This is a genomic window from Paenibacillus marinisediminis (assembly GCF_054343325.1).
Genome location: NZ_JBTGUH010000049.1, coordinates 1 through 223 on the forward strand (window position 1 = coordinate 1; position 223 = coordinate 223).

Consider the following 223-nt stretch of genomic DNA (forward strand, 5'->3'; position numbering starts at 1 on the left):
CAACTCCACATCCTTTCCCACTTAACATACATTTAGGGGCCTTAGCTGATGGTCTGGGCTGTTTCCCTCTTGACAATGGATCTTAGCACTCACTGTCTGACTCCCGGATAACAAGTATATGGCATTCGGAGTTTGACTGAACTTGGTAACCCTTGGCGGGCCCCGCATCCAATCAGTGCTCTACCTCCACTACTCTTCTTTCCGAGGCTAGCCCTAAAGCTAT

At 49.3% G+C, this 223-nt stretch carries 1 rRNA gene; it reads right to left on the reverse strand.

The window, feature by feature from the left end:
* Positions 1-223: ribosomal RNA gene (locus ACXX53_RS23200) — 23S ribosomal RNA — on the reverse strand; the annotation flags it as partial.